Annotated in this window: 16 protein-coding genes; 12 read left to right on the top strand and 4 right to left on the bottom strand. The window is 68.4% G+C overall.

The annotated features are described in order from the left end of the window. Positions 1–95 precede the first annotated feature (95 nt). Positions 96–1,778: a hypothetical protein gene (locus D4766_RS06620; RefSeq protein WP_120716741.1), complete on the bottom strand. Its 1,683-nt coding sequence runs from the start codon at positions 1,776–1,778 to the stop codon at positions 96–98. A 42-nt stretch (positions 1,779–1,820) separates the two neighbouring features. Next, a complete protein-coding gene (locus D4766_RS06615; RefSeq protein ID WP_120716740.1) occupies positions 1,821–3,050 on the bottom strand; it encodes a TIGR04063 family PEP-CTERM/XrtA system glycosyltransferase in 1,230 nt (409 codons plus the stop codon). 66 nt (positions 3,051–3,116) lie between these two features. Between D4766_RS06615 and D4766_RS14110 the strand changes: the two genes are divergently transcribed. The 7 genes from D4766_RS14110 to D4766_RS06585 all read left to right on the top strand — a co-directional run bounded on the left by D4766_RS14110 (position 3,117) and on the right by D4766_RS06585 (position 9,034). Beyond that, entirely contained in the window at positions 3,117–3,242 is a 126-nt protein-coding gene (locus D4766_RS14110; RefSeq protein WP_267896448.1) for a hypothetical protein, read from the top strand. After that, positions 3,239–4,633 (top strand): DUF5935 domain-containing protein, encoded by a 1,395-nt coding sequence (locus tag D4766_RS06610; RefSeq protein ID WP_120716739.1) that lies wholly within the window; start codon positions 3,239–3,241, stop codon positions 4,631–4,633. Before D4766_RS14110 ends, D4766_RS06610 begins: the two co-directional genes overlap by 4 nt. A 56-nt stretch (positions 4,634–4,689) precedes the next feature. Next, positions 4,690–5,139 (top strand): MaoC family dehydratase, encoded by a 450-nt coding sequence (locus D4766_RS06605; protein WP_120716738.1) that lies wholly within the window; start codon positions 4,690–4,692, stop codon positions 5,137–5,139. 112 nt (positions 5,140–5,251) lie between these two features. After that, positions 5,252–6,436 carry an acetyl-CoA C-acyltransferase gene (locus D4766_RS06600; protein ID WP_120716737.1) on the top strand — a complete coding sequence of 395 codons (1,185 nt, stop codon included), beginning with the start codon at positions 5,252–5,254 and terminating at the stop codon, positions 6,434–6,436. A 39-nt stretch (positions 6,437–6,475) separates the two neighbouring features. Beyond that, positions 6,476–7,045 (top strand): carboxymuconolactone decarboxylase family protein, encoded by a 570-nt coding sequence (locus D4766_RS06595; protein WP_120716736.1) that lies wholly within the window; start codon positions 6,476–6,478, stop codon positions 7,043–7,045. Positions 7,046–7,069: 24 nt separating this feature from the next. Then, the gene (locus D4766_RS06590) at positions 7,070–7,864 is read left to right on the top strand and encodes an SDR family NAD(P)-dependent oxidoreductase (protein WP_120716735.1); all 795 of its coding nucleotides are present in this window, start codon (positions 7,070–7,072) and stop codon (positions 7,862–7,864) included. Between the two features lie 93 nt (positions 7,865–7,957). Next, on the top strand, positions 7,958–9,034 hold the full coding sequence (locus D4766_RS06585; protein WP_120716734.1) for a catalase family protein: 1,077 nt from the start codon (positions 7,958–7,960) through the stop codon (positions 9,032–9,034). Between the two features lie 33 nt (positions 9,035–9,067). Here D4766_RS06585 and D4766_RS06580 read toward each other — a convergent pair whose 3' ends face one another. Beyond that, positions 9,068–10,435, bottom strand: coding sequence for an NAD-dependent succinate-semialdehyde dehydrogenase (locus D4766_RS06580; protein ID WP_120716733.1), 1,368 nt, complete (start codon positions 10,433–10,435; stop codon positions 9,068–9,070). Between the two features lie 75 nt (positions 10,436–10,510). On the opposite strand from D4766_RS06580, the gene D4766_RS06575 reads away from it, so the two are divergent. Next, positions 10,511–11,128: a DUF4126 domain-containing protein gene (locus D4766_RS06575; protein WP_120716732.1), complete on the top strand. Its 618-nt coding sequence runs from the start codon at positions 10,511–10,513 to the stop codon at positions 11,126–11,128. A gap of 4 nt (positions 11,129–11,132) precedes the next feature. Here D4766_RS06575 and D4766_RS06570 read toward each other — a convergent pair whose 3' ends face one another. Then, positions 11,133–12,377, bottom strand: a complete 1,245-nt coding sequence (locus D4766_RS06570) for a polyhydroxyalkanoate depolymerase (RefSeq protein ID WP_120716731.1) — start codon at positions 12,375–12,377, stop codon at positions 11,133–11,135. 154 nt (positions 12,378–12,531) lie between these two features. Between D4766_RS06570 and D4766_RS06565 the strand changes: the two genes are divergently transcribed. The 4 genes from D4766_RS06565 to D4766_RS06550 all read left to right on the top strand — a co-directional run bounded on the left by D4766_RS06565 (position 12,532) and on the right by D4766_RS06550 (position 17,960). Then, positions 12,532–14,364 carry an ABC transporter transmembrane domain-containing protein gene (locus D4766_RS06565; RefSeq protein WP_120716730.1) on the top strand — a complete coding sequence of 611 codons (1,833 nt, stop codon included), beginning with the start codon at positions 12,532–12,534 and terminating at the stop codon, positions 14,362–14,364. 175 nt (positions 14,365–14,539) lie between these two features. Further along, positions 14,540–16,696 (top strand): M13 family metallopeptidase, encoded by a 2,157-nt coding sequence (locus D4766_RS06560; RefSeq protein ID WP_120716729.1) that lies wholly within the window; start codon positions 14,540–14,542, stop codon positions 16,694–16,696. 84 nt (positions 16,697–16,780) lie between these two features. Further along, entirely contained in the window at positions 16,781–17,620 is an 840-nt protein-coding gene (locus D4766_RS06555; RefSeq protein ID WP_120716728.1) for an undecaprenyl-diphosphate phosphatase, read from the top strand. Positions 17,621–17,705: 85 nt separating this feature from the next. Beyond that, entirely contained in the window at positions 17,706–17,960 is a 255-nt protein-coding gene (locus D4766_RS06550) for a GlsB/YeaQ/YmgE family stress response membrane protein (RefSeq protein ID WP_120716727.1), read from the top strand. Positions 17,961–17,969: the final 9 nt, after the last annotated feature.

Raw genomic sequence — 17,969 nt, 5'->3', positions numbered from 1 at the left:
GAAACGCGCGGAGCGGTGCAAGCCGCGCGCGGGTTGAGCCGGCTAAAGCACGGCTTTCGCAGGTGCGAAAAGGGAAGGGCGTGCGGCCGGCCGGATCAGGCCGCGCCGCTCATCCGTTGCAGCTTTTCGAGCGCTTCACGCAGGGCGCGTTCGGTCTCGCCCGAAGTGGCACGCGGCGCCGGCGCGGCAGTGCCGGTCCGGTCGAGCGCCTCCAACCGCGCAGCGGGCGCATCGAACGGGCGCGATGCGGCGGCAAACGCGCTGCCCTGGGCCGGGCCGTCGGTAGCGGGCGCGGGGCGGCGATCGGCCTGATGCGGGAAGATCACGACCGGCTCAATCGAATCGGAGTCGGCGTCTTCGTCCTCGACCCGCACGGCTTCGCGCGGGAGGCCGAACGGGCTCTTCATGGCGAGGAGCGAGCTGTAGCCTTCGTCCTCGGCATCGTCCTCGCTGGCCGAATTCGCGCTTGCCGAGAGCGGATCGGCGAAAGCGGCCGGGCCGGGGCGGGCGAAGCCGAAATCGACCGCCGGCGGTGCAACGAATGCGGGGGCTGCAGTAGGAGCGGCGGGCCCAAGCGTGGATGGCGCGGGCGCGGAGGGCGGTGCGAACGCGCGGACGCTGCGCGACAGGACCGACGTGAGGTCGAGATCGGGCAGGGCGCCTTCGTCGTCCTCGTCCTCGTCCTCGCCGAAGGCGCCGAAATCCATCGGGCGCAGGGCAGCGGGCATCGCCGCGGCGGCAGGGGCCGCAAACGGATCGTCGAACGGGGCTGCCGGCTGGGCGACCGGCGTCGGTGTTTCGGCGTCCTGCGGCGCGGACGCAGCGGGCATGGCGTGGACCTCGGCGACCGGGGCCGCGGCGACGGCGCGGTGGCCTTCGAGCGCGAGGGCGAACCGTTCGACGAGTTGCGCGATCGCAAGGTCGCCGAGCGGACGCTCGGTGACCGGCCGCGCGTCGACTTCGGGTTCCGGTTGATATGTAACCGTTTCCTCGGCCGCAACGGGCCCAAACGCTTCGGGGGTTTCAAGCGGCATGTCGAACGGCCGCGCGAAGGGTGCAGAAGCGGTCGGTGCGGGCGCTGTCATGGCTAGGTCCTCGAAGGGTTCGGGCTCGGAATGTTCGGGCGCCGCGGGTTCGAAGGCGACTTCCTCCTCCAAGGCAGGCTGCTCGTCGTCGTCCGGCGCTTCCTGCGCGAAGTGAGCCAGGTCAAGCTCGGTCGAGGCCTCGGGCGCGGCATAGTCGAAGTTGCCCGGTACGGGGGCGTAGTCGAGGAATTCGCTGCGCGCGCTGTCGTCGGTGACCGACAGGGCGCGGCGTTTCTTCGGCTTCTCGGCGGCGTCGAGACCGCCTTCGCCCAGTTCCTCGTGCGCGGAAATCGGTCGCTTGGCGGGGCGCGTATCGGCGGAGACCAAAGGGCTGAGCGCGGCGGCGCGGCGGGCCATCGGGCGCGCCGGCGATGCGGCGGCGACCTTGCGTGCAACGGCGAGGCCGGCGAGCACGCCCGCGGCGGCCGCGACCAGCGAGATGAGGATGCGCGCGGTCACGCCCAGCGGCGCCTGCGCGGCGGTCCATACGGAGGCGATGCCGGTGGCCGAGGCGGTCTGCTCGTAGATCGCGACCGGCAGCACGAGGCTGCCCATCCCGAACAGCGCGGCGAACCACAGCCCGACGATGGCCGGGAACGCGGGATGCGCGCTCACCGGTGCTTTCGCGGCGGCCCGGGCCGTTGCCCTCTCGGCGACCCCGTCACCGGTCTTGTCGCTGGGTTTGTCGCTCACTTCGTACCCCGTTGCGGCGGGAGCGTAGAGTCCGTTTGGCCCTCAGGCGGCGGCGGACAGCTCCCCGTTATTCCGCCGGGCTAACAGGTGTTGGTAAACGTCCTGATAACGACGCGCGTTGCGGGCCCAGTCGTGATGTTCGGCGACGTGGGCACGGGCGCGGTCGCGCATAGCGGCCCGGCCGGAGCGGTCGTCGAACAGGTCGGCGAGCGCGTCGGCGCAGGCGGCCGGATCGTCGGGCGCGAACAGTGTGCCGGTGGTGCCGTCGGCAATCAATTCGCGGTGGCCGCCGACGTCGCTGGCGGCCACGAGCCGGCCCTGCGCCATCGCCTCGAGCGGTTTGAGCGGAGTGACGAGGTCGGTCAGCCGGCTGGCCTTGCGCGGATAGGCGAGCACGTCGACGAGCGAATAGTACCGCTCGACCTCGCGGTGCGGCACGCGGCCGGTGAAGACTATTGCCTCCCGCGCGGGCGAGGCCTCGGCCTGGGTGCGCAGGGCCGCGTCCATCGGTCCCCCGCCGACCAGCAGCAGCCGCGCGCCCGGTTGGCGGGCGATCAGCCGCGGCATCGCGTCGATCAGGACGTCGAGCCCCTCGTAATCGTAGAAGCTGCCGATGAAGCCGACCACCGGCCCGCTACCGAGACCGAGCCGTGCGCCCAGCGCCGCGTCACGCGCGGGCGGGGCGCCGAACAGCGTGAGGTCCACCCCGTTGGGCGACAGGCCGATCTTGCCCGCCGGATGCCCGCGTTCGGCGAGGTCGTCGCGCAGTCCGTTGCAGATGGTGAAGACGGCATCGGCATCGCGCACGACCGCATCCTCCAGCGCGCGGGTCAGGCGATACTTGACCGATCCGGCGCGTCCCGTGCCGTTGCCCACGGCCGCGTCTTCCCAGAAGGCGCGGATCTCGTAGACCACCGGGATGCCCAGCGCGGCGCCGGCGCGGATCGCGGCGCGGCCACACAACGCGGGCGAGTGGGCGTGGAGCACATCGGGTCGCCAGTCGTGCGCGAGCTTGACGATCGCATCCGCCAACGCGCCGACCTCGCGCCATTCGCGCACCCCCGGCGGGCCGCTCGCGGTCCCCGGCGTGCGGTGAAACAGCAGCCCTTCGACCGCTTCGTTGGGCGGTCCGTCGGCAGTGTGGCGCTGCCCGGTCATCCCGCGCACGTCGAGCCCCGCCGCGACCTGCGCCGCCATGATCGCGCGGGTGCGAAAGGTGTAGCCGCTGTGGAGCGGCAGCGAATGGTCGAGGACGTGGAGCACACGGGTCATGGCGGTGCGTTCTCGCACGACAGGCTTAACGGGCCGTCAACCGCGCCGCGCTAGGGCCGGCGGCGGATGATCGACCTCTTCGCCCTCGCGCTGTCGCACGGCCTGTTGCTGCTGATGGCGCTGCGGCTGCTCGGGCGCGACGATCTCGACCGCGATCCCGACCGGGCGGCGTCCGAGGAATCGGAGGCATGATCGACCTCGCGCTCCTGCTGTTCATCCTCGGGATGCTCGTGCTCGGCCTCTTCCGGCCCTTCCTGTGGGTGCTGCTTTACATCTACATCGACACGCTTGCGCCGCAGGACATCGGCTGGCGGTTCGTGAGCGCGATGCCGGTCTCGCTGATCGCGTTCTGCGCGGCCTTCGGCGGCTGGCTGCTCGCCGATCCCAAGCACGGCGCGAAGTTCGCCTTCCGCCAGTGGCTGATGGTGGCGCTGTTGCTGCTCTGCGCGTGGACGACCACCCATGCCGACTTCCCGGTGGAGGCGGCGGCCAAGTGGGCCTGGGTGTGGAAGGCGCTGGTCTTCGCGATCTTCCTGCCGCTGACGCTGACCACCCGGCTCCGCTTCGAGGCGGTGGTGCTGACGATGGTGCTGACCGCCGGCGCGATCATCATCGATGGCGGGATCAAGACCGCGACCGGCGGGGGCGGATACGGGCGGCTCTACCTGTTCGTGCAAAACAACACCGGCATGTACGAAAGCTCTACCATTGCGACGGTGGCGATTGCGATCATCCCGATGATCCTGTGGCTGACGAAGCACGGCACGGTGTTCCCCCCCGACTGGCGGGTGAAGTGGTTCGGTTATGCGCTCGTCTTTGCCTGCCTGCTGATCCCGATCGGGACCGAGGCGCGCACGGGACTCCTGTGCATCGCGGTGCTCGGCGCGTTGATGCTGCGCGATGCGAAGCGGCGGTTCCTCTACATCGGCAGCGCGGCGGCGCTGGGCCTCGTCGCGCTTCCTTTCCTGCCGCAAAGCTGGATGGCGCGGATGTCGACGCTCGAATCGACCGACGAGGACAAGTCGGCGTCCACCCGCATGGCGGTGTGGGAATGGACCATCGACTACGCCAACAGCCATCCATTGGGCGGCGGGTTCGACGCCTACCGCGGCAACAAGTTCACATACATGACGCCGGTCCGCACGGGCAGCGGCAACAGCATGTCGGTCCGCTACGAAGAGCATACCGACGAATCCCGCGCCTTTCATTCCGCCGTGTTCGAGATGCTGGGCGAACAGGGCTGGCCGGGCCTGATGCTGTGGCTGTGGATCCACCTCCTGGGCCTGTGGCAGATGGAGCGCATCCGCCGCCGGTGGAAGAACCGCACCGGCGATGGCGAGCGATGGCAGGCCCCCCTCGCGACCGCGCTCCAGTTCGGACAGGTCGTCTACCTCGTCGGCTCTCTGTTCCAGGGGATCGCCTACCAGCCCTTCGTGCTGACGCTGATCGGCGTGCAGTGCGCGCTGTGGAGCTGGTGCCGCCGGATGGACACGGCGGCGAATCGGCGGGGACGCGGCGCACGCCGGGCGTGGCCCGGCCCGGCGCCCGATGCCGTAGCGGCAGGCAAACCCGCGTTGCCTTGAGACGATGTGTGCGCCTATGAGAGCCCGGCATACCGGGTTTTCAAAAGGAGAGGCGCATGAGCCCGCAGGACGTGGCCGCAAAAGTCGGCGAGACCATCGGCACCAGCGAATGGGTCGAGATGAGCCAGGAACGGATCAACCAGTTCGCCGAAGCGACGGGCGATCACCAGTTCATCCACCTCGACGAGGAAAAGGCGAAGATGACCCCGTTCGGCGGGACCATCGCCCACGGCTTTCTCACCCTGTCGATGATCCCCTACCTCAGCGCCAACTCCGACCTGCCTCGGGTCGACGGCGTGAAAATGGGCGTGAACTACGGCGGCAACAAGACGCGGTTCATCAGCCCCGTCCGCAGCGGCAAGCGCATCCGCGGCCACTGGAAGCTGATCGAGATGATCGAGAAGCGCCCCGGCCAGTGGCAGCAGACCAACGAAATCACCATCGAGATCGAGGGCGAGGACAAGCCCGCGCTCATCACCGAATGGATCATGCAGGTCTTCGTCTGACCTTTTGCGGTTAGCCGTCATCCCAGCGAACGCTGGGATCGCCGGCCCCATGTTCCGACCAAGATTGAAACGATCCCAGCTTCCGCTGGGATGACGAAAAAAGGACACTTCCATGGCACGCGACGCCGTCATCGTTTCCACCGCCCGTACCCCGCTGACAAAGGCGGCGCGCGGTGCATTCAATAACACCACCGGCGCGACGCTGGGCGCTTGGTCGATCAAGGCCGCGGTCGAGCGGGCCGGGATCGACGGCGCCGAAGTCGACGACGTCCTGATGGGCTGTGCGGTGCAGCAGGGTTCGACCGGCGGCAACGTGGCGCGGCTCGCGGGCCTTCGCGCCGGTCTGCCGGTCAGCGTACCCGGCATGACGATCGACCGCCAGTGTTCGAGCGGCCTGATGGCGATCGCCACCGCCGCCAAGCAGGTCGTCATCGACCGGATGGACATCTGCGTCGCGGGCGGTCTCGAATCGATTTCCAAGGTCGTGGGCAGCGGCAAGATGTTCGTCGAGCCCGACCGCGAGCTCCTGGAAATGCACCCGCACATCTACATGCCGATGATCGGCACCGCCGAAGTCGTCGCCAAGCGCTACGGCATCAGCCGCGAGGCGCAGGACGAATACTCGCTCCAGTCGCAGCAGCGCACCGCCGCCGGCCAGGCTGCGGGCAAGTTCGATGACGAGATCGTCCCGTGCACCGCCACGATGGCGGTAATGGACAAGGAGACCAAGGAAGTCTCCTACAAGGAAGTCACCGCGACCAAGGACGACTGCAACCGTCCCGACACCACGCTGGAAGGCCTGTCGAACCTGAAGCCGGTGGTCGGCGAAGGCGGCGTGATTACCGCCGGCAATGCGAGCCAGCTCAGCGACGGTTCGTCGGCGTGTGTGGTGATGGAAGCGGGCGTCGCGGCGAAGAAGGGCCTCACCCCGATGGGCCGCTACGTCGGCATGGCGGTCGCGGGAACGGAACCCGACGAGATGGGCATCGGACCGGTCTTCGCGATCCCCAAGCTGCTCGAGCGCTTCGACCTCAAGATGGACGACATCGGCCTGTGGGAACTGAACGAGGCGTTCGCGGTGCAGGTGCTCTACTGCCGCGACAAGCTCGGCATTCCCGACGACCGGCTCAACGTCAACGGCGGATCGATTTCGATCGGCCACCCCTTCGGCATGACCGGTGCGCGCTGTGTCGGGCACGCGCTGATCGAGGGCAAGCGCCGCGGCGTGCAATACGCCGTCGTCACGATGTGCATCGGCGGCGGCCAGGGCGCGGCAGGGCTGTTCGAGATACTCTGATGGTCGGCCTGCCGCTGCCCTACGTGAGGCCGGGGTAACATGCGCCTGCGCGCACCCCGCATAGGGCCGCTCGACCCGGCCTCGCTCTCCGAAGAGCAGGCCGGGGCGGTCGCGTCGGTAACGCGCGAGGGGGCGGCGCCGCTCAACATCTTCCTGACCTTCGCCCGCGCGCCCGAGGCGTTGCGGCGATTTCTGGAATGGGGCGGGTACGTCCTCAGCCGCCGGAACAGCCTCGACCCGCGGCGCCGCGAGATCGCCATCCTGCGCACCGGGTACCTGTGCGGTTCGGGTTACGAGTTCGGCCAGCATGAGCGGATCGGCCTCGCCGCCGGGATGACCGAGGCCGAGGTCGCCGCGACGAAGGAGGGCGCCGGCGCCGAATGCTGGGACGACATCGACCGCGCCATCGTGCGCGCCTGCGACGAACTGGTCGGCGACCATTTCGTGTCGGACGCGACATGGGCAGCGCTCGAACCGCTCGGCGACAAGGGGCGCATGGACGTCGTATTCACCGTGGGGCAGTACACCCAAGTCTCGATGATGCTGAACAGCTTCGGCGTGCAGCTGGAAGACGGCGACCGGCTCGATCCGGACCTCGACCGGCGATGAGCGGGCGCCGGTGAGCCGGATTCGGTGAACAGGCTGGGCGGCAAGACGGCTATTGTGGTCGGGGCGGGTCAGCAGCCCGGCGAGACGATCGGCAACGGCAGGGCCATCGCCATGACGTTCGCGCGCGAGGGTGCGGACGTGCTCTGCGTCGATCGCGATCTCGCGCGCGCCGAAGAGACCGTGTCCGCGATCAGCGAAGCGGGCGGCACCGCCCATGCCCTCGCCGCCGACATTGTCACCGATGCCGATGCCATCGTCGCCGCGGCGCTGGAGCGCTGGGGGCGGATCGATGTGTGCGTCGATAACGTCGGCATCGGCCATTCCGGCGACGGCCCGGCTCACGCGCATGACGACGATGCCTTCGAAACCGTGTTCGCGGTGAATTTCACCGGCGCCCGGCGGCTGGTGAAGGCGGTTCTCGCCCCGATGCGCGAGGCCGGCGGGGGTTCGATCGTGCTCGTCTCCTCGCTCGCCTCGACCGCGGGCGCGAACATGGTCGCCTACGAGGTGTCCAAGGCCGCACTCAACCGGTTCGCGATCGCGACCGCGCTGGGATCGGCGAAGCGCGGCGTGCGCTGCAACGCGATCCTCCCCGGTCTGATCGACACGCCGATGGGCGTGGGCGGCACCGCGGCGCGCGACGGCCGCGATCTTGCCGCCCAGCGCGAGGCGCGCAGTGCCATGGTTCCGCTGAAGGGCGGGATGGGCAGCGCGTGGGACGTCGCCAACGCGGCCCTGTTCCTCGCCTCCGACGAAGCGCGCTTCGTCACCGGCGCGTTGCTGCCCGTCGACGGCGGGCAAGGGGCGAGGGTGGGCTAGAAGGCGCGCGCCGCCGATGGCGCACTTCGCCGGAACCACGGGACCGGCTGCGCCTTTCTGTCGGGAAAACCTGAACGAGCGAGAGGAAACCCGATGCCCGCGGACCCCGTGCCCTATTCCGACGACCTGGAAACCATCGACACGGATGCGGAAGCCGAGACGATCGTCGCGCTGGAGAAGGATTTCGATCGCATCCTCGAGACGACTTACGAGAACTCGGGCCGCGCCATCCGCGGCGTGCACGCAAAATCGCACGGCGTCGCCAAGGGGACGTTCACCGTCATGGACGGTCTGCCCCCCGAACTGGCGCAAGGGCTGTTCGCCAGGGCCGGCGCGCACGAAGCCTACATCCGCATGTCGACCAATGCCGGCGACATCCTGCACGACAACATCCACTTGCCGCGCGGCTTCGCGCTGAAGGTCTGCGGCGTGGAAGGCGAGCGGATGCCTGGCGCCGACGGCAGCACGCAGGATTTCATCTTCCTCAACGCCCCGGCGTTCCCAGCGCCGAACGCGCAAGCCTTCGCCAAGAACCTCGACCTCACCTCGCGCACGACCGACAAGGCCGAATGGCTGAAGAAGATCGCCGCCGATACCTTCAAGTTGACGAACGATGCGCGCCAGGCGCTGGGACTGGATCCCGCGCCGTCGCTCGCCGCGCTGGGCGGGGTGCCGCACAGCGAGCCGCTGTCGCTCGAGTATTTCTCCACGACCCCGTTCCGCTACGGCGACTACGTGGCGAAGTTCATGCTCCGCCCCTCGGCCGCATGGATGAAGGCACTGGACGGCGCGACGGTCGAGATCGGCGACGACCGCGACGGGCTGCGCCACCACGTGCGCGAACAGATGATGCGGAACGATGCCGAGTGGGATTTCTGCGTCCAGCTCCTGCGCGACCCGCGCAAGCAGCCGGTCGAGGATTCGTCGGTCGAATGGCCGCAGGATGTCTCGCCGTTCGAAAAGGTCGCTACGCTCAAGATTCCGGCGCAGGACAGCTGGGACGAGGAGACGGTGCGCACGGTCAACGACACGCTGCATTTCAGTTCGTGGACCGGGCTCGCCGCGCACGTCCCGCTGGGCAACACCAACCGGGCGCGGCGCCACACCTACCGCCATTCGCTGGAGTTCAGGGCCCAGCGTTCGGGCTGCCCGATGCACGAGCCGTCCTGAGCGCGCCGGTCGGGGCCGGTCACGCGGTATCGGTCAGGCGGGGCGCAGCACGGTCTTCAGGTTCATGAACTCGTGCAGGCCGTGCTGCGACAGTTCCCGCCCGTGGCCCGACCGCTTGATGCCGCCGAAGGGCGCGCGCGGGTCGCTGGCGAGGAACTGGTTGATCGCCGTCATCCCGGCCTCGATGTCGCGAATGAAGCGTTCCTCCTCGTCGGCGTCGTTGGTCCAGACCGACGAGCCGAGGCCGTAGGGGATCGCGTTGGCGATGCGAATCGCCTCGTCGATGTCGGCCGCGCGGTAGACTTGGGCCACGGGGCCGAAGATTTCTTGCCTCGCGGTGTCGCTGTCCAGCGGCACGTCGGTGAGGATGCCGGCGCTGATGAAGGCTCCCGGCCCGTCGGTCGCCTCGCCGCCGAACAGCAGGTTCGCGCCTTCTTCCTGCGCCTTCGCCAACTGGCCCAGCACGGTTTCGAGCTGGTCTGTACTCGACAGCGGGCCCATGTCGGTCTCCTCGTCGAACGGGTCGCCGGCCTTCACGGCCCGCATCGCGGCGGAGAACCGCTCCAGGAACTCCTCGTAGATGTCGGCATGGGCGATCATGCGCTTGCCGCAGATGCACGACTGCCCGGTGTTCTGGATGCGCGCGGTGACCGCCTGCTTCACCGCTTCGCCCAGATCGGCGCTCGGCATCACGATGAACGGGTCCGACCCGCCGAGTTCGAGCACGACCTTCTTGAGGTTGCGCCCCGCCGCTCCGGCCACCGCGCGGCCCGCGCCTTCGCTTCCGGTGAGGGTGACGGCAACCACGCGCGGATCGTCGATGATCGCCTCCACCGCGTCCGAACCGATGCACAGGTTCTGGAACAGTCCGGCAGGCGCGCCGGCCGATATCAGCGTCTCCTCGAGCTTCGCCGCGGTACCCTGGACGATGCTCGCGTGCTTCAGCAGGGCGGTATTGCCGGCGAGGATCGCGGGGGCCAGGAAGCGGGCGACCTGCCAGTAGGGGAAGTTCCAGGGCATGACCGCCAGCACCGGGCCGAGCGGCAGCCAGCGCCCTTCGGCCGTGCGCCCGCCGCCGAGGTCGAACGTTTCGGCCGCCAGCATGGCGGGGCCGTCCTGTGCCAGATGGCGGAACAGGTCGGCGCACTTCTGCACCTCGGACCGCGCCGAAGCGACGGTCTTGCCCATTTCCCGCGTCGCGATCTCCGCCAGCGCCTCGATGTCGCGCTCGAACGCTTCGGCACAGCTTTCGAGCAGGGCGGCGCGCTCCTCCAGCGGCGACAGGCGCCACGTGCCGAAGGTTTCGTGGGCGCGGGCGAGGCGGCCGTCGATCTCGTCGGCGGTCAGCACGGGATAGCGGCCGAGCGTTTCGCCGGTGGCGGGATTGGTGGTGACGATCATCGTGGGCTCCGGTAGGTCTGCCCTATCGTAGCGTTCGGGCGCGCGTGGCGTTCCGCGTGGAGAAAGGATAGCGGCATGGGCATCGTCGAGGTTCTGGGCCTTGCCGCCAGCGTCAGCCTGCTGGCCGGCTGGCGGCTCTATCTGGCGACTTTCGCCACGGGCCTCGCGATGCGGGTGGACGTGCTGCCGCTTCCCGACCATCTCGCATCGCTCGACGTGCTAGCGAATCCGTGGGTGATGGGAGTGGCCGCTGTCGCCGCGCTGGCCGAGTTCTTCGCCGACAAGGTAATGTGGCTCGATTCGGCATGGGACGCGGTGCACACCGTGGTTCGCCCCGTCGGCGGGGCGCTGCTGGCGCTGGCGGTGGTCGATCCGGCGGACCCTGCGTTCCAGGTGATCGCGTTCCTGCTCGGCGGCGGAGCGGCGTTTGCCGCGCACGCGGGCAAGGCGGGATCGCGCGCGGTGGTCAATGCCGGCCCCGAACCGTTCAGCAACGTAGCGGTGTCGACCGCGGAGGATGTTGCCGCCGCCGGATTGCTCTGGCTCGCCTACGCCCATCCCGTGGTTGCGGGCGGGATCGCGGCGGTGCTGCTCGCACTTACCGTCTTGCTGATCGTAATGGCGCGGCGGGTCATCCGCCGGGTCTTCGTACGGCGCAAGGCGGGCGGGGAGGCCCCGCCGCCGGCGACCTGACCTATCAGGCGACCGCCTTCAGCGCGCGGGCCGAATGGCGCGCGATGAAATCCTCCACCACGGGCGCGATCTTGTCGCGCCAGCGGCTGCCGTTGAAGATGCCGTAATGGCCCGCCCCTTCGGCGAGATAGTACTGCTTCCTGCCGTCGGACAGCCCGGTCGCGAGATCGAGCGCGGCCTTCGTCTGGCCGATGCCCGAGATGTCGTCGCGCTCTCCCTCCACTGCCAGGATCGCGGTATCGAGGATATCGCCGAGATCGACCGGCTCGCCGCGGTGGACGAAGGTGCCGTTGGGCAGCGAGTGCTTCTGAAACACCTCCTCCACTGTCTGGAGGTAGAATTCGGCCGTCATGTCGCAGACCGAGCGATACTCGTCGTAGAACGCCTTCGTTGCGTCGGCGCTCTCGTGGTCCCCGGCGTTGAGATGTTTGAACATCTCGTAATGACTCATCATGTGGTTGCCGAGATTCATGCTCATGAACCCGGCTAGTTGCAGGAACCCCGGATAGACCCGGCGGCCGTGTCCGGCGTACTGCATCGGCACGGTGGCGATCACGTTCTGGCGGAACCAGGCGATCGGGCGCTCCATCGCGAGGTCGTTGACCGTGGTGGGCGAACGGCGGGTGTCGATCGGGCCGCCCATCATCGTCAGCGTCGCGGGGCGGGCGGGGTGCTTGCCGGCGTTCATGATGGCCGTCGCCGCCAGCGCGGGGACCGACGGCTGACAGACCGCGATCATGTGCGACCCGGGTCCGATGTGATCGAGAAACTCGACGAGGTAGTCGATGTAGTCGTCGAGATCGAAACGGCCCGCCTTCGACGGCACGACCTTCGCGTCGGCCCAGTCGGTAATGTAGACATCGGCATTCGCGACCATCCGCTCCACCGTGCCGCGCAGCAGCGTGGCGTAGTGGCCGCTCATCGGCGCGACGATCAGCACGCGCGGCGCATCGGCCGGCAGACCGTCGCGGGTGAAGCGGAGGAGATCGCCGAACGGCTTGTGAAGCACGATGCTCTCGGTCACGGCGCGGCTTTTGCCGCCGACCGTCACCGCCTCGATGTCGAACGCGGGCTTGCCGCGCGTCTGGGTGGCGTGGGCGAACACGTCGAGCGCGCTCGCGGCCATCGGGCCCATACCCATGTAGCCCACCGGGTTCATCGGATTGGACAGCATCTCGGAAGCGATCGAGGCCCAGGCGCTGACTCCGCCGAGCCAGGCGCGCTGCATTTCGTGGGCGTGGTAAAGCAATCTGTTTCCCCTGCTGTCTGCCGCCTCTCGCGGGCGTTCGTGCAGTGTAAAGTGCCCATATGGGGTCCATTGTGCAACGCACAATCTCGAAAACGGTGCCGGGCGGCAGGGGCCCGGTGGATTTCGCCCGCGCCGCGCCTTATGTCCCGCCGCGATGGACGAGAGCCCGACAATCGATCCCGAAAACGCCGCCGACGCGCCCCCGGCAGCCGCTTCTCCCGCGCCGGCCAAGGCCCGGAGCATCCGCCCGCTGGTGATGATCTGGCGCGAGGCGCTGAAATATCCCGCGCAAATTGCCATGGCGCTCGTCGCGTTGTCGGTCACGGCCGGGGCGACGCTGGCGATACCGGCCTATTTCAAGGTCATCATCGACCAGGGGTTCTCGCGCGGCGCCGACATCGGCGGCATCCGCAGCGCCTTCGAACTCATGGCGATGATCGTCGTCGTGCTGGCGATCGGCACGGCGTTCCGGTTCTATTTCGTGAGCTGGCTGGGTGAGCGCGTGGTCGCCGATGTGCGGCAGAAGGTCCAGGCCAACCTCCTGCGGCTCGCCCCCGGTTTCTACGAGGCGAACAGCCCCAAGGAAATCTCCAGCCGGATGACCAGCGACACGGTCCTGATCGAACAGGTGGTGGGCACGACCGTTTCGGTGGCGCTGCGCAACCTGCTGATGGCCGTGGGCGGCACGATCTACCTGTTCATCCTCGTCCCCGGACTGACGCTGTGGATGATGCTGATCATCCCGGGCGTGGTCATCCCCATCACCGTGTTCGGCCGCCGCCTGCGCAACGTCTCGCGCACCAGCCAGGACCGGGTGGCCGACATCGGCGCGATGACGACCGAGGTCCTCGCGGGCATGAAGGTCGTGCAGGCGTTCAACCAGGAAGACCGCGAGAGCGCGCGTTTCTCCGACGCGGTCGAAAGCTCGTTCGACACGGCCCGGCGGCGGGTGCTCATCCGCGCGGCGATGACCGCGATCATCATCGCGATCGTGTTCGGCGGGGTCGTCCTGCTCATGTACCGGGGCGCGGTGGGCGTCGCCAGCGGCGAGATCAGCGGCGGCACGATCGCCGCGGTCGTGCTGACGGCGGGCCTCGTGGCGGGGTCGCTCGGCGCGCTGACCGAAGTCTACGGCGACCTGCTGCGCGGTGCCGGCGCGGCCAGCCGGCTCGCCGAACTGCTGCATGAGGAACCCGCCATCGCCGCGCCCGCCCGGCCCGAGGCGCTGCCGGTGCCCCCGCGCGGCTCGTTGAGCTTCCGCAACGTCAGCTTCCGCTATCCCACCCGGCTCGACACCCCGGCGCTGCGCGACTTCACGCTGGAGGTCCAGCCCGGCGAAACGGTCGCGATCGTCGGGCCGTCGGGTGCCGGCAAGAGCACGATCTTCCAGCTTGCCGAGCGGTTCTACGACCCGCAATCGGGCACCGTCCGGCTCGATGGGGTGCCGCTCACCAGCGCGGACCCGCGCGAGATCCGCCGCCGCATTGCCTTCGTGCCGCAGGACGGCGTCTTGTTCAGCGCCAACGCGCGCGACAACCTGCGCTACGGTAACTGGGAGGCCGACGACGAGGCGATCTGGGAAGCGGCCCGGGCCGCCAATGCCGAGAGCTTCCTGCGCGCGCTCCCCGACGGGCTCGACACCTTCCTCGGCGAGAACGGCACCCAGCTTTCGGGCGGCCAGCGCCAGCGCGTGGCCATCGCACGGGCGATCCTTCGCGATGCGCCGATCCTGCTGCTCGACGAGGCGACGAGCGCGCTCGACGCCGAGAGCGAGCGGCTGGTGCAGGACGCGCTCGACCGCCTGATGGCGAACCGTACCACGCTGGTGATCGCGCACCGTCTCGCAACCGTGCGACAGGCCGACCGGATCGTGGTGATGGAGGATGGGCGGATCGTCGAACAGGGCAGCCACGGGGTCCTGGCCGAAGCTGGCGGCCTCTACGCGCGGCTCGCCTCGCTGCAGTTCGCCGGGTCGCAGGCCGCCTGACCGCTCGGAACCTGCGTCAGGCACTGGCCGGGCGCGTTCATCCCCGCCTCAGGCGCCGTGTTCTATGAAGGGTCCACCGCAATCGACAGGCGGCGTTGACCCCGCGCGCGTGTGCGTGTCGGATGCGCCGCAGGATCGGGGCCCGTTCGCGGTTCCGGGGGACAGAGGACATCCTATGACATTCAAGACTATCGCCGCCCTTGGCGCCAGCGCTGCCGCGCTCGCCTTCGCCGCGCCCGCCATGGCGCAGCAGACGCCCGCCGCCAACGCGGCTCCGGCCGCGAAGGCCGATATGCACGCGCCGCAGATGACGTTCGGCACCTGGGGCTTCGACCCCGCCGCGCTCGACAAGACCGTCGATCCGGGCGACGACTTCTTCGCCTATGCCAACGACAAGTGGCTGGCGGCCAACCCGCTGCCGCCGCAGTTCAGCCGCTATGGCTCGTTCAACTACCTCGGCGAGAAGTCGACGAGCGACGTCAAGAAGCTGATCGACGATCTCGTCGCCAAGAACCCGGCCACGCTGACCGCCGACGAGAAGCGCATCGTCGATGCCTACAAGTCGTACAACGACACCGCCGCCATCGACGCGGCGGGCCTCGCCCCCGCGCAGCCGTATCTTGCCAAGATCAAGGGCGCGGGCACGCTGGCCGAACTCGCGACCCTGTGGGGCGAGACCGGCTACCCCTCGCCCGTGGGCGGGTTCGTGAGCGTCGATGCCAAGGAGCCGACGCGCTACTCGGTCTATGTGGGCTCGGGCGGGCTCGGCCTGCCGGATCGCGACTACTACCTCGACGAAACCGAGAAGGGTAAGGGCATCCAGTCCAAGTACCGCGACTATGTCGCCTATCTCCTCGGCCAGGGCGGCTATGCCGATGCCGCGGGCATGGCGCAGAAAGTCTACGACTTCGAAGACCAGATCGCGCGCAAGGTCCAGTGGGACCGCGCCACGCGCCGCAACCGCGACCTCACCTACAACCGCCTGACGCCCGAGGAACTCGCGGCGCTGTCGCCGTCGTTCCCGATGGCCGCGCTGCTTGCCTCGTCGAAGCTCGCCGACACCGATCGCTACATCGTGTCCGATCTGCCACCGAGCGCCGAGCGGGCGAAGGAACTCGGCCTCGACGAAGCGACGCTCGCCAAGATCGGCGGCGGCACGCCTGCGATGCTCGCCCTGATCGAGTCGACGCCGGTCGAAACGCTGCAGGCCTGGATGGTGAAAAACTTCCTCAACTCGAACGCGGCGATCCTCGGCAGCGACCTCGATGCGAAGAACTTCGCGTTCTACGGCACGACCCTGTCGGGCACGCCCCAGCAGCGGGAACGGTGGAAGCGTGCGACGTCCGAAACCGAAGGCCTGCTCGGCGAACTCGTCGGCGCGTCCTACGTCCAGCGGTACTTCCCGGCCGAGAACAAGGCCGCGATGGTCGACCTCGTCAAGAACCTGCGCAAGGCCATGGCGATCAGCATCCAAGAGAACGACTGGATGAGCCCCGCGACCAAGAAGGAAGCGATCGCCAAGCTCGACGCGTTCGATCCAAAGATCGGCTACCGCGACGAACTGGAGACCTACCCGGGTCTGACGATCGTGTCGGGCAACCCGCTCGCCAACCGCATGGCAGCCGGGCAGTGGGCCTACAACGACATGCTGTCGAAGCTCGGCGGTCCGATCGACCGCACCGAGTGGGGCATGCTGCCGCAGACGGTGAATGCGTACTACAACTCGACCAAGAACGAGATCGTGTTCCCCGCCGGCATCCTGCAGCAGCCGTTCTTCGGCCAGTCGGCGGACCCGGCCGTGAATTACGGCGGGATCGGCGCGGTGATCGGCCACGAGATGGGCCACGGCTTCGACGACCAGGGTTCGAAGTCCGACGGCACCGGCATGCTGCGCAACTGGTGGACCGACGCCGATCGCGCCGCGTTCGACAAGCTCGGCGATGCGCTGGTCAAGCAGTACGGCGAGTTCTGCCCGCTCGACGACGGCAAGACCTGCGTGAACGGCCGGCTGACGCTGGGCGAGAACATCGGCGACGTCGGCGGACTGAGCCTCGCCTACCGTGCCTACAAGCTGTCGCTGAACGGCAAGGAGGACAAGGTGATCGACGGGCTGACCGGCGACCAGCGCTTCTTCCTCGCCTGGGCACAGGTCTGGCGCAGCCAGCAGCGCGAGGACAGCGCCCGCCAGCGCCTGCGCACCGATCCGCACAGCCCGGAAGAATACCGGACCAACGGCGCGGTCCGCCAGATGGACGCGTGGTACAAGGCGTTCAACGTGACGCCCGACGATGCGCTCTACCTTCCGCCCGAACAGCGCGTGAAAATCTGGTAATCGGTTGCTCGTAAGTCGCTTCCGAGAGGTCGAGGCGGGGCAGGTCACTTGACTTGCCCCGCCCTTTCTTCATGAGCGCGGCGCATGGGCCTTACACTTACCGCCATCCTCCTCGGCATCGTCGAGGGTCTGACCGAATTCGTCCCCGTCTCCTCGACCGGGCACCTGATCCTTGCCACCGAACTGTTCGGCTACGACGCATCGCAGTGGGCGATGTTCAACGTCGTGATCCAGCTGGGCGCGATCCTCGCCGTGGTTTACCAGTACTGGGGCAATTTCTGGTCGGCGGGCATGGGCGTGTTGCGCCTCGAGCGGCAGGGGCTGATGTTCGCGCGCAACATTCTCGTCGCCTTCCTGCCCAGCGCGGTCCTCGGCCTGCTGCTCAAGGACTACATCGACGTGATGCTGGGCAGCCCGGCGATCGTCTGCTGGGCGCTGATCGCGGGCGGCATTGCGATCCTGCTGATCGAGCGGCGGTACCAACCCGCGGAAGTCGAACTGAGGGAAGGGCCGCGCGAAGGCGACGACGGCGTCGCCGACCTGCCGCTCAGGATGGTCATCGGGGTCGGCCTCGCACAATGCCTCGCGATGGTTCCGGGGGTCAGTCGCTCGGGCGCGACGATCATGGGCGCGCTCGCAATGGGGGTTCACCGCAAGACTGCGGCGGAATTCAGCTTCTTTCTCGCCGTCCCGACGATGGTCGGTGCCACCACGCTCGAACTCGCGACCAGGGGCGACCAGCTCGCCACTGCGGGATCAGTTGGCTGGGACGAGATCGCGATCGGCTTCGTCGTCAGCTTCGTCGTCGCGCTGTTCGTGATCCGGGCGTTCGTGGCCTACGTCAGCCGGCGGGGTTTTGCCCCCTTCGCATGGTACCGGATCGTCCTCGGCATCGTCGCGCTGGCCTGGCTGTCGTTACGGTAACCCCCCTCGGCTCGTCGCATTCGGAGGAACCATAGGATAGCTCGCGGCTTTCCCGTCTCGGTACCGTAGCAATAGGTGGTAACAGTTGGGCTTTGTCGTTCTCATGGCGGTCGGTGCGATCCTCGGCTGGTCGGCATCGATCCTGACTTGCAACGACGAGGGCCGCGATATTGCGCTCAACATGGGCGTAGGCGTCATTGCCGCGCTCGTCGCTGGCGCATTGTTCAGCGCCGCTCCGCTCGCCTTGGGCCTCACCGCCACCGCCCTTCTGGCCGCGATCGCCGTATCGGTCGCCGTCCTCGGCGGTTTCAATGCCGCCCGCATGCGGATGGCGCGCTGAGCACTGCCA

The organism is Tsuneonella amylolytica (assembly GCF_003626915.1).
GTDB classification, from domain to species: domain Bacteria; phylum Pseudomonadota; class Alphaproteobacteria; order Sphingomonadales; family Sphingomonadaceae; genus Tsuneonella; species Tsuneonella amylolytica.
This window is presented reverse-complemented; position numbering and strand designations above follow the sequence as displayed.

Excerpts from the sequence above, each read along its gene's own strand:
- D4766_RS06575 (WP_120716732.1), top strand. The coding sequence starts at position 10,511 with ATGGGCATCGTCGAGGTTCTGGGCCTTGCCGCCAGCGTCAGCCTGCTG.
- D4766_RS06560 (WP_120716729.1), top strand. The coding sequence starts at position 14,540 with ATGACATTCAAGACTATCGCCGCCCTTGGCGCCAGCGCTGCCGCGCTC.
- D4766_RS14110 (WP_267896448.1), top strand. The coding sequence starts at position 3,117 with ATGATCGACCTCTTCGCCCTCGCGCTGTCGCACGGCCTGTTGCTGCTG.
- D4766_RS06565 (WP_120716730.1), top strand. The coding sequence starts at position 12,532 with ATGGACGAGAGCCCGACAATCGATCCCGAAAACGCCGCCGACGCGCCC.
- D4766_RS06605 (WP_120716738.1), top strand. The coding sequence starts at position 4,690 with ATGAGCCCGCAGGACGTGGCCGCAAAAGTCGGCGAGACCATCGGCACC.
- D4766_RS06595 (WP_120716736.1), top strand. The coding sequence starts at position 6,476 with ATGCGCCTGCGCGCACCCCGCATAGGGCCGCTCGACCCGGCCTCGCTC.
- D4766_RS06600 (WP_120716737.1), top strand. The coding sequence starts at position 5,252 with ATGGCACGCGACGCCGTCATCGTTTCCACCGCCCGTACCCCGCTGACA.
- D4766_RS06615 (WP_120716740.1), bottom strand. The coding sequence starts at position 3,050 with ATGACCCGTGTGCTCCACGTCCTCGACCATTCGCTGCCGCTCCACAGC.
- D4766_RS06555 (WP_120716728.1), top strand. The coding sequence starts at position 16,781 with ATGGGCCTTACACTTACCGCCATCCTCCTCGGCATCGTCGAGGGTCTG.
- D4766_RS06610 (WP_120716739.1), top strand. The coding sequence starts at position 3,239 with ATGATCGACCTCGCGCTCCTGCTGTTCATCCTCGGGATGCTCGTGCTC.
- D4766_RS06580 (WP_120716733.1), bottom strand. The coding sequence starts at position 10,435 with ATGATCGTCACCACCAATCCCGCCACCGGCGAAACGCTCGGCCGCTAT.
- D4766_RS06585 (WP_120716734.1), top strand. The coding sequence starts at position 7,958 with ATGCCCGCGGACCCCGTGCCCTATTCCGACGACCTGGAAACCATCGAC.